General features: G+C 77.1%; 11 protein-coding genes and 2 riboswitches. Of the genes, 1 reads left to right on the forward strand and 10 read right to left on the reverse strand.

The window, feature by feature from the left end; translation table 11 throughout:
• The 5 genes from ABD086_RS03275 to ABD086_RS03295 all read right to left on the reverse strand — a co-directional run.
• Window positions 1–197 (reverse strand): cobalamin biosynthesis protein (locus ABD086_RS03275; RefSeq protein WP_343905611.1); only part of this gene is annotated, 197 nt, incomplete at its 3' end.
• Window positions 197–1,237 carry a nicotinate-nucleotide--dimethylbenzimidazole phosphoribosyltransferase gene (cobT, locus tag ABD086_RS03280; protein ID WP_343905613.1) on the reverse strand — a complete coding sequence of 347 codons (1,041 nt, stop codon included), beginning with the start codon at window positions 1,235–1,237 and terminating at the stop codon, window positions 197–199. The genes ABD086_RS03275 and cobT, both read right to left, overlap by 1 nt.
• 13 nt (window positions 1,238–1,250) lie before the next feature.
• The gene (gene cobBC, locus ABD086_RS03285) at window positions 1,251–3,713 is read right to left on the reverse strand and encodes a bifunctional hydrogenobyrinic acid a,c-diamide synthase/histidinol phosphate aminotransferase CobBC (protein WP_343905615.1); all 2,463 of its coding nucleotides are present in this window, start codon (window positions 3,711–3,713) and stop codon (window positions 1,251–1,253) included.
• Window positions 3,710–4,324: a cob(I)yrinic acid a,c-diamide adenosyltransferase gene (cobO, locus tag ABD086_RS03290; RefSeq protein ID WP_343905617.1), complete on the reverse strand. Its 615-nt coding sequence runs from the start codon at window positions 4,322–4,324 to the stop codon at window positions 3,710–3,712. The genes cobBC and cobO overlap by 4 nt, the downstream gene beginning before the upstream one ends.
• Complete coding sequence (locus ABD086_RS03295) at window positions 4,324–6,357, reverse strand: VWA domain-containing protein (RefSeq protein ID WP_343905619.1); 2,034 nt, start codon at window positions 6,355–6,357, stop codon at window positions 4,324–4,326. The genes cobO and ABD086_RS03295 overlap by 1 nt, the downstream gene beginning before the upstream one ends.
• Window positions 6,358–6,387: 30 nt before the next feature.
• A riboswitch (cobalamin riboswitch) is annotated at window positions 6,388–6,531 on the reverse strand.
• Window positions 6,532–6,584: 53 nt separating this feature from the next.
• Here ABD086_RS03295 and cbiE point away from each other — a divergent pair.
• Entirely contained in the window at window positions 6,585–7,823 is a 1,239-nt protein-coding gene (gene cbiE, locus ABD086_RS03300; RefSeq protein ID WP_343905621.1) for a precorrin-6y C5,15-methyltransferase (decarboxylating) subunit CbiE, read from the forward strand.
• Here the strand turns inward: cbiE and bluB are convergent.
• From bluB to ABD086_RS03325, 5 genes are read right to left on the reverse strand one after another with little or no spacing between them, the layout of a single operon-like run.
• Window positions 7,798–8,463 (reverse strand): 5,6-dimethylbenzimidazole synthase, encoded by a 666-nt coding sequence (gene bluB / locus ABD086_RS03305; protein WP_343905623.1) that lies wholly within the window; start codon window positions 8,461–8,463, stop codon window positions 7,798–7,800. The two genes, cbiE and bluB, sit on opposite strands and share 26 nt — an antisense overlap.
• Complete coding sequence (locus ABD086_RS03310; RefSeq protein WP_343905625.1) at window positions 8,460–9,212, reverse strand: cobalt-precorrin-4/precorrin-4 C(11)-methyltransferase; 753 nt, start codon at window positions 9,210–9,212, stop codon at window positions 8,460–8,462. Before ABD086_RS03310 ends, bluB begins: the two co-directional genes overlap by 4 nt.
• Window positions 9,209–10,738: a precorrin-3B C(17)-methyltransferase gene (gene cobJ, locus ABD086_RS03315; RefSeq protein WP_343905627.1), complete on the reverse strand. Its 1,530-nt coding sequence runs from the start codon at window positions 10,736–10,738 to the stop codon at window positions 9,209–9,211. Before cobJ ends, ABD086_RS03310 begins: the two co-directional genes overlap by 4 nt.
• Window positions 10,735–11,409, reverse strand: a complete 675-nt coding sequence (locus ABD086_RS03320; protein WP_343905629.1) for a precorrin-8X methylmutase — start codon at window positions 11,407–11,409, stop codon at window positions 10,735–10,737. The genes cobJ and ABD086_RS03320 overlap by 4 nt, the downstream gene beginning before the upstream one ends.
• Entirely contained in the window at window positions 11,406–12,251 is an 846-nt protein-coding gene (locus tag ABD086_RS03325; protein ID WP_343905631.1) for a nitrite reductase, read from the reverse strand. The genes ABD086_RS03320 and ABD086_RS03325 overlap by 4 nt, the downstream gene beginning before the upstream one ends.
• Window positions 12,252–12,307: 56 nt before the next feature.
• Window positions 12,308–12,488: riboswitch (cobalamin riboswitch) on the reverse strand.
• Between the last annotated feature and the right edge of the window lie 11 nt (window positions 12,489–12,499).

A 12,499-nucleotide genomic window follows, 5' to 3' on the forward strand; every position in this document is an offset into this window, starting at 1 on the left:
ACGCCGACGGCGGCCGCCCCGCCCACCAGGACGCCGGCGTGCACGAGCCCACGGGCGCGGGAGTCGGCGTACACGCGGTGCTCGAGGGCGGCGGCGGTCCGCCCGAACCCCGCGACGGGGTGGCCGCGCCGGGGGTCGCCCATCAGCCGGTCGGCCGCGAAGCCGAGCAGCAGGCCGAGCGAGCGGGACCGCGGCATCAGGGCACGAGCTCGGAGAGGAGGGCGACGTCGCGCAGCAGCGCGGCGGCGCTCCGCACGACCGGCACCGCCGCGACGGCCCCGGAGCCCTCGCCGAGCCGCAGGCCGAGGTCGAGGACCGGCTCCAGGCCCATCTTGGCCAGGGCGAGCGCCTGGGCGGGCTCGGTCGAGCGGTGGCCGGCGGCGTACCAGGCGGCGGCGCCCGGTTCGATGCGGTCGGCGGTCAGCGCGCAGGCGACGCTCATCAGGCCGTCGAGGAGGACCGGTACGCCGTCCTGGGCGGCGGTGAGCAGGTATCCGGTGGCGGCCGCGAGGTCGGCGCTGCCGAGCGCGGCCAGCGTCTCGACGGGGTCGGCTGCGCGGTCGCCGGCACGGCGTAGCGCGGCGTCGACGACCGCCGTCTTGCGCGCGAGCCCCGCGTCGTCGACGCCGGTCCCGCGGCCGACGACCTCGGCCGCGGGCAGGCCGAGCCCGGCGGCGACCATCGCGGCGGCGGGCGTGGTGTTGCCGATGCCCATGTCGCCGCTGATGAGCAGCTGGGCGCCCGCCGCGATCTCCTCGCGCGCGACGGCGGCACCGGCGGCCAGCGCGGCCCGGGTCTCCGCGGGGGTGAGGGCGTCCTCGAGGTGGATCGCGCCGCTGCCCCGCCGTACCTTGTGCGCGGTCAGGGCCGCCCGGGTGGCCTCGTCGAGGTCCCCGAAGTCCTCGTCGACGCCCAGGTCGAGCACCCGCACCGCCACGCCGTGCGCGGCGGCGAGCGCGGAGACGCCCGCCTTGCCGGCCAGGAACGTGCGCACCATCGCGCCGGTGATCGCGGGCGGGAAGGCGGACACGGCGTGGGCGGCCACGCCGTGATCGCCGGCGAAGATCACCAGCCGGACGTGGTCGACGGCCCGGGGCGGCACCTGGCCCTGGCAGGTCGCCACCCAGACGGCGAGGTCCCCGAGGCGGCCGAGCGCCCCCGGTGGCGTGGCGAGGGCGCCGAGCCGCTTGACGGCGTGGGCGTGGGCGATCTCGGAGGGCGCGGAGACGTAGGGCACGAGGGCTGGCCTTTCAGTGGTCGGACTGGAGCGGGCGGGCGGTGTCGAGGGCGGCGTCGAGGGCGGCGTCGAGGGCGGCGAGGAGGTCCGCGGTGCGGGCGGGTGGGCGCACCGCGATCCGGACCCACGACCCGTCGAGCCCGGGGAAGGTGTCGGCACGGCGGACGGCGACGCCGCGCTCGCGCAGGGCGGCGTGCGCGCCGTCGCCGAGCCTGGCGACCACGAAGGAGGCCGCCGACGGCACGAACCGGATGCCTCTGCGGCGCAGGCCGTCCTCGAGGACGTGCCGCCACTCGGCGAGGGTCGCGGCGCGCTCGCCTGCGGCGGCGGTGGCGGCCGCGCCGGAGCAGGCCACCATGGCGGCGATCGCCGGGGTGGACACCGACCACGGCGTCTGGAGGGCCGCCAGCCTCCCGACCTCGGACGGGTCGCCGACGACGTAGCCGGCCCGGATGCCGGGGATCGACCAGTGCTTGGTCAGGCTGCGGACCACCAGCAGTCCGTCGAGCACCTCCCCCGCCAGCGAGGCGGTCTGGCCCGGCACGGTGTCCATGAACGCCTCGTCGACGACCACCAGGCGCCCGGGCCGCCGCAGAGCGCGCACCCGCTCGGCGGGGTGCAGGACGCCGGTGGGGTTGGTCGGGTTGCCGACCACGACGAGGTCGGCGTGCTCGGGGACCGCGGCCGGGTCGAGGGCGAACCCGTCCTCCGCACGGCACAGCACGGTGGTGACGTCGTGGCCGGCCTGCTCGAGCGCGGCGTGCGGCTCGGTGAACTGGGGGTGCACGACGACGGGGCACCGCCACGGCCGGAGTCGGGCGACCAGGGTGAACGCCTCGGCGGCCCCGGCGGTCGGCAGCACCTCCTCCGGGCGCCGGCCGTGGTGCCGGGCCAGCGCGGCCCGGGCCGGGCCGGCGTCCGGGTAGGCGGCGGCCTCCTGCAGGGAGTCCTGCAGCGCGCGGTCGAGCCAGGCCGGCCGCGGCCCGTCGTACACGTTCACGGCGAAGTCGAGGAGCCCGTCGCCGGTCTCCACGTCGCCGTGGTGGCGCAGCGGGTCGTCCGGCGGCGCGGCGGCGGTGCCGACGCGGCGGCCGACCGGCGCGGGCCGGTGCGGTGTCACGGGCGGGCGCGGCGCCGCGTGCACCGCGTCGGCGAACCGCTGGGCGAGGTGCGGGTGGCCGGCCCAGTGCACGTGGAGGTACGACGCGTGGCTGGTCGCGCTCGCGAACCCGGTGGCGACGCCGTCGATCTCCCACGCCGGCGCGCCGCCGGCCTCGGGCGTCGTGCGGGTGCGGTGGAACTCGTGGCCGGTGACCCGCTCCCCCACGCGGGTCAGCAGCGTGTCGGCCGGGGCCACCGCCTCCGGGTAGCGCAGCGTGAGGCGAGCGGCCATGGCGGCGTCGGCGGGCACGGCCCCGGCCATCGGGTGCGCGTCCAGCGACCGGGCCAGGTAGAGCAGGCCGGCGCACTCCGCCACCGTCGGCACGCCCGCGGCCACGGCCTCGCGGAGCTCGCCGAGCAGCCGGGTGTTGGCGGCCAGCTCGGCGGCGTACACCTCCGGGAACCCGCCGCCGAGGTAGATGCCGCAGGTGTCGGCGGGCAGGGTCTCGGTGAGGGGGTCGAAGGGGACGACGTCGCAGCCGGCGGCGCGCAGCAGCTCCTCGGTCTCCGCGTAGCGGAACGTGAAGGCGCGCCCGCCGGCCACGGCGACGACCGGGCGCCGGGTCGACGGGGGCCGGACCTCCGCCGACGGGTCCCAGGGCTCCGCGTCGAGGGCGGGCGCCGTACGCGCCACGTCCAGCAGCGCGCCGAGGTCGAGGTGGCGGGCGACCTGCTCGCCCAGGAGCTCGACCGTCCGGGCCGACGCGGGGCGCTCGGCGGCGGGCACCAGGCCGAGGTGGCGGGACGGGGCGGCGAGGCGGTCGTCGCGCGGCAGGACGCCGAGGACCGGCAGGCCGGTGCGCTCGAGGGAGCGGGCCACCTCGGCGGTGTTCCGGTCCGACCCGGCCCGGTTGAGCACCACGCCCGCGACCGTGACGGCCGGGTCGTAGCCGGCCATGCCGGCGGCGATCGCGCCGGCGGAGCGGGACAGCCGCGCGACGTCGAGGACGAGCACGACGGGGGTCGCCGTGAGGGTGGCGACGTGCGCCGTGGAGGCGAAGCCGTCGGTGCCGAGCCGGCCGTCGTGCAGGCCCATGACCCCCTCGACCACCGCGACGTCGGCCGGGGTCGGTGTCGCGGCGGCGTGCAGCAGGAGCGGGACGATCCGCTCCTCGCCGACCAGGTGCGGGTCGAGGTTGCGACCGGGCCGCCCCGTCGCGAGGGCGTGGTAGCCGGGGTCGATGTAGTCGGGGCCGACCTTGTGGCCGCTGACCCGGTGGCCGGCCGCCCGGAACGCCGCCATCAGGCCGGTGGCGACGGTGGTCTTGCCCTGGCCGGTCGAGGGCGCCGCGACGACGAGGCGCGGCAGCGTCACCACTCGATGCCTCGCTGGCCCTTCTGGCCCACGTCCATGGGGTGCTTGGTCTTGGTCATCTCGGTGACCAGGTCGGCGGCCGCCACGAGCCGCGGGTCGGCGCCGCGGCCGGTGATGACCACGTGCTGGTGCCCGGGCCGGCGCGTCAGCGCCGCCACGACCTCGTCGACGTCGACCCAGCCCCACGTCATCGGGTAGGTGAACTCGTCGAGGACCAGCAGGTCGTGCGACTCCGCTGCCAGCCGGCGCTCGACCTCGCGCCAGCCCTCCTGGGCCGCCGCCCGGTGGTCCTCGGCGTCGCCCTGCTTGCGGGTCCAGGACCACCCGGAGCCCATCTTGTGCCACTCGACCGGGCCGCCCTCGCCGGTCTCGTCGTGGAGCCGGCCGAGCCGCTCGAGCACGGTCTGCTCGCCGATCCGCCACTTCGCGGACTTCACGAACTGGAAGACCCCGATCCGCCAGCCCTGGTTCCAGCCGCGCAGCGCGAGGCCGAACGCGGCGGTGGACTTGCCCTTGCCGTCGCCGGTGTGGACGACCAGCAGCGGCCGGTTGCGGCGCTGCCGGGTGGTGAGGCCGTCGTCGGGTACGGCGGCGGGCTGGCCCTGCGGCATCAGGCGGCTCCGTTCACGGGGTGGGTGTGGCTGTGCACCGTCGCCGCGAGCGTCTCCGCGCTGAGCTCGGCGACCGGCAGGTGCTCGGCGCGCAGCCGGGCGGCCAGCTCGACCGCGAGGCCGAGCCGCAGCGGGCCGGTCTCGCCGTCGACGACGACGGCCGTGACGCCGAGGGCGGCGACGTGCTCGGCCGCCTGCTGGGCGCGGACGACGGCGTCCCGGCCGCCGGTGGCGCGCCCGTCGGTGACGACGACGAGCAGCGGTCGCAGTCGGGGGTCGCGGAGCCGCTCGCGGACCAGCACGCGCGCCGCCTCGAGCAGCCCCTCCGCGAGCGGCGTGCGGCCGCCCGCGGGAAGCTCCTCGAGACGGGCGGCGGCGATGTCGACCGAGTGGGTCGGCGGGAGCACCAGCTCGGCGACCTGGCCGCGGAAGGTGATCAGGCCGACCTTGTCGCGGCGGCGATAGGCGTCGAGGAGGAGCGAGAGGATCGCGGTCTTGACCTGGGTCATCCGCCTGCGCGCCGCCATCGAGCCGGACGCGTCGACGCAGAAGAGCACCAGGTTGGCCTCGCGTCCCTCCCGGACGGCGGTCCTGAGGTCCTCCGGACGCAGCTCGACCCGGGTCCCGGTGCGCGGTCGTCCCGGCTGCCTGCCGGCCGCGGCCAGCAGCGTCTCGACGAGGTGGAGCGAGCCGGCCGCGCCGCCCGGCCGGCGGGCGCCGACCCGTCGCCCGGTCGTGGAGATCGCCCGGCTGCGGCGGCCGGCGACGCCGTCGCCGAGGCCCTGCACCTTCAGCAACCGGGGCCGGTAGGGCGCTCCTGCGGCGACGGTCTGGCCGGACGACGGCCCGGGCCCCGGAGGCACGGGCGCCCCCTCGAGGGGATCGGCGGGGGTCGGCGCGGGCTCCTCCCCGTCCGACGACCCCGGGGCCGGTGGCTCGGCGTCGTCGCGGCCGGGTGGCTCCGGGCCGTCGGGCGGCGCCGGGCCCTCGGGCGGCTCGGGCGGCAGCTCGTCGTCGCCGAGGACCCGGTCGAGCAGCTCCTCGTCGAGACCGGGCGCGTCGAAGGGGTTGCGCCGGCGCCGGTGCGGCAGGGCGAGCAGCGCGGCGCGGCGGATGTCGGCGCGGGTGACCTCGTCGCGGCCCTGCCAGGCGGCGTGCGCGACCGCGGTACGGGCGGTGACGATGTCGGCGCGCAGGCCGTCGACCTCGAACGCCGCGCAGACCTCGGCGACCTTCAGCAGCGCCGGGTCCCCGAGGCGGACCTTCGCGACCCGCTCCCGCGCGGACTCGATCCGCTCGGTGAGCGCCCGCTCCGCGCTGCGGAAGCGGGCGACGAACCCCGCGGGATCGAGGTCGTACGCCATCCGGCGGCGGACCACCTCGGCCCGCAGCGCCGGGTCGCGCGGGGCGGCGACCTCCACCGTCAGCCCGAACCGGTCGAGGAGCTGCGGTCGCAGCTCCCCCTCCTCGGGGTTCATGGTGCCGATCAGCACGAACCGGGACGCGTGCTCCACCGAGACGCCGTCCCGCTCGACACTGACGCGGCCCATCGCCGCGGCGTCCAGGAGCAGGTCGACCAGGTGGTCGTGCAGGAGGTTGACCTCGTCGACGTAGAGGACGCCGCGGTGGGCGCGGGCGAGCAGCCCGGGCTCGTACTCCACCTTGCCGTGCGCGAGGGCCCGCTCGAGGTGCAGCGACCCGAGCACCCGGTCCTCGGTGGCGCCGACGGGCAGCTCGACGAGCCGCACCGGCCGGGTCACCGTCTCGGCGTCGTCGGGGAACGGTCCGTCGGGCGACGACGCCGACGGGTCGGCCGGGTCGATCGAGAACCGGTCGGCGGCGTACGCCTCGATCGGGGGCAGCACGGCGGCCAGCGCCCGCACCGTCGTCGACTTCGCGGTGCCCTTCTCGCCCCGGACCAGCACGCCGCCGATGTCCGGGGAGACGGCCGTCAGGACCAGGGCCAGCCCCAGGTCGTCGAGGGCGTCGAGCTCGCAGCCGAGGACCGCGGAAAAGGGGTACGACAGTGGCACGGTGAGGCTCCCGCTCAGTTCGCCATTCGGAATGGTCGGGCGCGGGGCCGGTCTTCGGACTTGCCGGGTCCCCCCTCCGGGATGGAGAGAGGCTCGGTTCACCGCAGCGGGCCTGTGCCGGAATCTCACCGGCTTCCCAGATTCTCCCCGCCGACCGTCCTCACCGTTTCCGATGGCTGGGCCGTTGGGGCACCTCGTGCCTGGACCGCACGATAGCGTCACGCCCCGTGCCGGACACCAGCCCCTCCTCACCTGACGAGACGCCCGGGCCGCACGTCACCGTGGTCGGCATCGGCGCGGACGGTGCGCTGGCCGCCGAGGCGCGGCGGGTCGTCGAGCACGCCGGGCTCGTCCTCGGGGGCCGGCGGCAACTCGACCTGCTGCCGGACGTCCCGGGCCAGCTCCGACGGGCCTGGCCGGCCCCGTTGCGCGCCGGCACCGCGGACCTGCTGGCGCAGCACGGCGGCCTCCCGGTCGTCGCCCTGGCCTCCGGCGACCCGCTGCTCTCGGGGATCGCGACGACACTGGTCGACCTGCTCGGGGCCGAGCGGGTCGACGTGCTGCCGGCGGTCTCGTCGGTGGCGCTGGCCCGCGCCGCGATGCGCTGGCCGGCCGAGAGCCACGCGGTGGTCAGCGTCGTCGGGCGGGACGTCGCGCTGGTGCGGCGCGAGCTCGCGCCCGGCCGCCGGATCCTGGTGCTGTCCTCCGACGAGCACACCCCGGGCCGGCTGGTCGACGTGCTGGTGGAGGCTGGCTACGGAAGCTCGACGGTCACGGTCCTCGGCGACCTCGGCACCGACCGGTCCCGGGTGCACCGGCTCGGCCCGGCGGCCAGCGTGCGGGAGCAGGAGCTGGCGGTGTCGCGTCTCAACGTCGTCGCGCTGGAGTGCGCGGGACCGCACCTCGGCGGCTGGACGCCGGGCCTGCCCGACACCGCGTTCGAGCACGACGGCCAGCTCACCAAGCGCGACCTGCGCGCCGCGGCGCTGGCGCGGCTCGCGCCGGTGCCCGGCGAGCACCTGTGGGACGTCGGCGCCGGCGCCGGGTCGGTCGGGATCGAGTGGATGCGCGCGCACGCGACCTGCACCGCCACCGCGATCGAGGGCGACGCGCAGCGCGCCGAGCGGATCGGCCGCAACGCGTCCCGGCTGGGCGTGCCGGGGCTGCAGGTCGTCGTCGGACGTGCGCCGCAGGCGCTCGCCGGCCTGCGCGCGCCCGACGCGGTCTTCGTCGGCGGCGGCGCGACGGTCGACGGCGTGCTCGACGCCTGCCTGGCGGCCCTGCGCCCCGGCGGGCGCCTGGTCGTCCACGGCGTCACCCTGGAGACCGAGCAGCTGCTGGGTCGGTGCCACGCCGAGCACGGTGGGGAGCTGACCCGCACCTCGATCGAGACGGCGGCGCCGATCGGCTCCTTCACCGGCTGGACGCCGGCGCGGGCCGTCACCCAGTGGGCGCTGACCCGCTGACGCCGTACCGCTCCTCGTGGAGCACGTCGGCCAGGGGCGAGCGGTGGCGCCACCCGAAGCGCTCGAGGTCCGGGACCTCCGGCAGCCGGTCGACCGCACCGACGCACAGCCAGGCGACCGGGCGGACGTGCGCCGGCATGCCGACGAGCTCGCGCAGGGCCTCCTCGCGGTAGAAGCTGACCCAGCCCACGCCGAGCCCCTCGGCGGTGGCGGCCAGCCACAGGTTCTGGATCGCGCAGACGACCGAGTAGAGGCCCGCGTCGGCGATGGCGTGGCGGCCGAGCACGTGCGGTCCCCCGCGGGTCGCGTCGTACCCGACCACGACGCCGAGCCCCGACTCGCGGATCCCCTCGATCTTGATGCGGCCGAACGTCTCGGCCCGCTCGCCGGACAGCGTGGCGGCGAAGGCGTCCCGCTCCTCGGCCACGTGCGCGGCGAAGGCGGCGAGCGTCTCGGGCTCGCGCACGAGCACGAAGTCCCACGGCTGGCTCATCCCGACGCTCGGCGCGCAGTGGGCGGCCGAGAGCACGCGCTGCAGCACCGTGGGGTCCACGGCCGCCCCCGTGAACTCCCGGCGGGTGTCCCGCCGCCGGTTGATGACGTCGTAGAGCGACGCGGCGTGCGCCGCGCTGCCGCTCATCGATCCCCTCCCCGCTCGCGCGCGGCGTCGTAGAGGTAGGACTCCCCACCCGAGCCGGGATCGAGCGCGCGGCCGACCAGGATCACCGCGGCCTGGCGCAGCCCGGCGGCCGCCACGGCGTCGGCGATCGTGCCGACGGTGCCGCGCAGGACCAGCTCGCCGGGCTGGCTGGCGCGGTGGACGACCACGACCGGGCAGTCGGCGCCGTACTCCGGCTCGAGCTCGGCCATCAGCGCCCGGGTCCGCGTGATCGCGAGGTGGAGCACCAGCGTGGCGCGGGTCGCGGCGAACGCGGCGAGCGACTCCGTCGCGGGCATCGCCGTCGACCGCGCCTGCGTCCGCGTCAGGACCACCGACTGCGCGACCAGCGGGACCGTGAGCTCCCGCCCGACGGCCGCGGCCGCGGCGGCGTACGCCGGGACCCCCGGGGTGACGTCCCACAGCACGCCGGCCGTGTCGAGGCGGCGGGTCTGCTCGGCCAGGGCCGAGTAGACCGACAGGTCGCCGGAGGCCAGCCGCACGACGTCGAGACCGGCGCGGTCGGCGTCGACCAGCCGCGCAGTGATCCGGTCCAGGTCGAGGTCCTGGGTGTCGACCAGCTCCGCGGCGGGGCTCACGTGCGTGAGGACGCCGGGGTCGAGGTAGGTCCCGGGGTAGAGGACCAGGTCCGCCGCGGCGAGGAGGCGGGTGGCCCGGACCGTCAGCAGGTCGGCCGCGCCCGGCCCGGCGCCGACGAAGTGCACCGTCATCCGGCCCCCTCCACGAACCGGGGCGTCCAGACGCCCGCGGGGCTCACCCGGGTGCTCTCCGCCCCGACGATCAACAGGCACTTCATGTCGATCGTCGACGGGTCCAGCTCGCCGAGCGTCGTGACGGCCAGCGACTCCTCGGCCCGGCCGACGTCGCGGCCGACCACCACCACGGTGTCGGGCTTGCGGTGCTCGAGCAGGACCCGCTGCGCCGTCGCGACCTGCCCGGTGCGGGAGCGGGACGCGGGGTTGTAGATCGCGAGCACCAGGTCGGCCTCGGCGATCGCGCGCAGCCGCCGCTCCACGACCGCCCACGGCTTGAGCCGGTCGGAGAGGCTCACGACCGCGAAGTCGGCGCCGATCGGCGCCCCCGCCCGGGCGGCGACCGCCTGGACGGCGCTGACGCCGGGCAGAACCCGGACCCGCACGTCGGCGTACGCCGGGTCCTCGGCCGCCTCGAACACCGCGGCCGCCATGCCGAAGACCCCCGCGTCGCCGCCGGACACGACGGCGACCCGCTCCCCGGCCTGGGCCAGGTCGAGCGCGAGGCGGGCCCGCTCCACCTCGACGGTGTTGCCCGAGGCGTGCCGCGTGAGGCCCTCGCGCTGGGGCACCCGGGCGACGTACGGGCCGTAGCCGACGACGTGGTCGACCTCCTCCAGCGCGGCCGTCGCCTCCGGGGTCAGCCAGGCCCCGGGCCCGGGCCCGAGGCCGACGACCAGCAGCTCGGCCGCCGGAGGGCGGGACGTCGACGCACGCTCGACCGGCTCGTACCTCCGCTCGCGGAGCCGCGCCGCGCCCGGCCGGTGGCCGGTGTCGCCGGGCAGGACGATCAGCGAGAAGTACGGCACGGACCCCGGGTCGACGTCGGCGACCGGCAGCCAGCGCTCGTCGGCCTGCGAGGCCCGCTCGACGTACCAAGCGCCCTCGAGCCGCCCCGCCTGCGCGAGGGCGGACCGCACCGCCGGGAACGTGCGCCCGAGCTTCATGATGATCGCCGCGTCCGTGTCGGCCAGCCGGCGCGCGAGCTCGGGCTCGGGCAGGGTGCCGGGCAGGACGGTGAGGACGTCGGTCTGGCGGACCAGGGGCTCCGCGATCGCGGCGGTCGCAGCGGCGAAGGCGGGCACGCCCGGGACCACCTCGGTGTCGTAGACGCCCTTGAACCGGTCGTGGAGGTACATCGACGAGCCGTAGAAGAGCGGGTCGCCCTCGGCGAGGAGGACCACGTCGCGCCCGGCGTCGAGGTGGGCGGCCAGCCGGAGCGCGCAGGCCTCGTAGAACTCGGCCAGCGCGCCGACGTACCCGCCGGGATGGTCGGTGGTGCCCGTGGTGACCGGGTAGCGCAGCTCCTCCTCGATCGCGCCGGGCGGGATCAGCGGGCCCGCGATCCGGCGGGCGTGGGACTGCTTGCCGACCCCCGCGTGGTAGGCGACGACCGCGGCGGCGCCGACGAGCCTGGCCGCCTTGAGCGTGATCAGCTCGGGGTCGCCCGGCCCGACGCCGACGACGGTGAAGCGGCCGGTCATTCTGCCTCCTGGGCGAGGGCGTTGAGCGCGGACGAGGTCATCGCCGAGCCGCCGCGGCGGCCCCGGACCGTGACGTACGGGATGTCGACGCCGTGCTCGGCGGCGAGGTCGACGAGCGCCAGCTTGGACTCGGCGGCGCCGATGAACCCGACCGGGCAGCCGACGATCGCCGCCGGCCGCGGCGCGCCCGCCAGGACCATCTCGAGCAGGTGGAACAGCGCCGTCGGCGCGTTGCCGATCGCAACGACGGCGCCCGCCAGGCGCGGCTCCCACAGCGAGACCGCGGCGGCCGTGCGGGTGGTCCCCCACGCACGCGCCAGGTCCGCCACCCGGGGGTCGTTGAGCAGGCAGACCACGTCGTTGTCCCTCGGGAGCCGGCTGCGGGTGACCCCGGTGGCGACCATGGTGGCGTCGCACAGGATCGGCGCCCCGGCCTCCAGCGCCTCCCGCGCGGCGGCGACCACCCGCGGGTGGACGACCAGGTCCTCGGCGAGGTCGACCTGCCCGCTGCCGTGGATCATCCGGACCGCCAGCCGCTCCGCGTCGGCGGGCACCGCACTGAGGTCCGCCTCGCGGCGGATCGTGGCGAACGAGTCGACGTAGATCGCCGGCCCCGAGTCGACGTAGTCGTAGCGTCGTGGCGGTCTGGACGGTCTGGACGGCCTGCTCATCGAGCCTCCTCCGGGACGAGGACGCCGCGCCAGGGCGTCACGATCACGTGGTCGACGTCGGCGGTGATCCGGCGGACGTCGTGGCGGTCGAGGCCCGCGGCGGGGACCTCGACGTGGCGGCCACCGGGCACCGCGCCGTAGGGCAGCGGACCCTGCTCGTCGGGGAGCCGGCGGTCGGGCTCGGTGACCGTGGTCAGCGGCGCCCGAAGCTCCTCGACGTGCCAGGGCGCGGTCGGTCCGCGCCCCCGTCGTACGACGAACTCGTGCGCGAGCTCGGCGATCCGCGCGGCCGCCTCACCCAGCGGCACGACCGGTCCCCACCGCCGGCCGACCCGCAGCTGGGCGGCGCGAGGGTCGAGCACCACGGCCCCGAGGTCGCAGGTGTGCGACACGAGGTCGCCGCGCCCGTCGTCGAGCACGAACAGGAAGCGGCCCGGCAAGGTGGCCAGGTCCGGGTCCGCGCACAGCCTCTCGTCGAGCTGCGCGGCGACGGGGCGCAGGTCGGCGAGCCCCCCGGCCAGGCCGGTCTGCGGCGACACCATGACGTTGCGGACCCGCTCGTGGGTGCGCGTGGGGAGCAGTCCCGTGCGCTCGAGGGCGGCGAGGACGCTCGGGTCCAGGCGACCGTCGGCACCCGGCAGCGCCCGCACCTGCAGGTTCGCTCGGGAGGTCACGTGGACGCGGCCGTCGCCGTGGTCGGCCGCCACCTCGACGAGGGACCGCAACGCCTGCGCGGACACCCGGCCGCCGACGAGCCGGAGTCGCACCAGCAGGCCGTCGGCCGCCTCCCACGGGCGGAGGGCGCCGGGGCACCGGTCGGTGCGGGTGCGGGAGCCTGTCACTGGCGGTACCTGTCTGGCCAGGGACCCTGTCGCGGGATCCTCCTCCGACCTCGCGGCGGTTGCCACGGGGGCCAGCAGGTCTTCGGACTCGGGATCGTTCGGAGCGAGGCGCCTTCCCAGGTCTCCCCAGTGGCGTCGTGCCTCGCCCGTCACCCATACCGCTGCGCGTCAGTCCCGGCGTCTCACCGGGTTCCCTGCCTCCACGGGTGGAGGTCGACTGGCAGGGGCAGCCTACGACACCGGGCGGC

Source organism: Nocardioides aquiterrae (assembly GCF_039526625.1).
GTDB classification, from domain to species: Bacteria; Actinomycetota; Actinomycetes; order Propionibacteriales; family Nocardioidaceae; genus Nocardioides; species Nocardioides aquiterrae.

Excerpts from the sequence above, each read along its gene's own strand:
- cobO (WP_343905617.1), bottom strand. The coding sequence starts at position 4,324 with ATGCCGCAGGGCCAGCCCGCCGCCGTACCCGACGACGGCCTCACCACC.
- bluB (WP_343905623.1), bottom strand. The coding sequence starts at position 8,463 with ATGAGCGGCAGCGCGGCGCACGCCGCGTCGCTCTACGACGTCATCAAC.
- ABD086_RS03310 (WP_343905625.1), bottom strand. The coding sequence starts at position 9,212 with ATGACGGTGCACTTCGTCGGCGCCGGGCCGGGCGCGGCCGACCTGCTG.
- cobJ (WP_343905627.1), bottom strand. The coding sequence starts at position 10,738 with ATGACCGGCCGCTTCACCGTCGTCGGCGTCGGGCCGGGCGACCCCGAG.
- ABD086_RS03320 (WP_343905629.1), bottom strand. The coding sequence starts at position 11,409 with ATGAGCAGGCCGTCCAGACCGTCCAGACCGCCACGACGCTACGACTAC.